We start from the raw sequence: 382 nt of genomic DNA on the forward strand, positions 1-382 counted from the left end.
AAACGAGCGCTGTCGGATCTTTCGCAGCACAGGACTTGAGGAACATGTGCACCGAGCCTTCGCAGCCCGGGCCGACACATTCCGCCTCTTCGACGGGGCTGAGGCCGAGGAAAGGTAACTGTTTAGGGGTTTCAGCTGGTTGTGGGCAGCATCCATGGCCGTCCGGCGAAGAGGTCGCGTAGGGCGGTGAGGGGGTTGATGCCGTGTTTGCGGACGGTGGAGATGTAGGAGCGGATCCGGGCGAAACGTTGTGCGCCGGTCAGGGTGCGCCAGCATCCGGAGATCTTCTTTTGCGTTTTGATCATGTGCTGGTTGAGGTACGTGGCGTTGTTGTCGATCGGGACTGCGAAGTTGACCATGCCGCGCTGGTACTCGTCCGCAT

At 60.5% G+C, this 382-nt stretch carries 1 pseudogene; it reads right to left on the minus strand.

Annotation, left to right across the window (positions count from 1 at the left end):
• Positions 1-131: 131 nt before the first annotated feature.
• Positions 132-382 (minus strand): annotated as a pseudogene (locus tag G3I71_RS49975) (IS66 family transposase); the annotation flags it as partial.

The sequence above is a fragment of the Streptomyces sp. SID12501 genome (genome assembly GCF_010550245.1).
Lineage (GTDB): Bacteria > Actinomycetota > Actinomycetes > Streptomycetales > Streptomycetaceae > Streptomyces.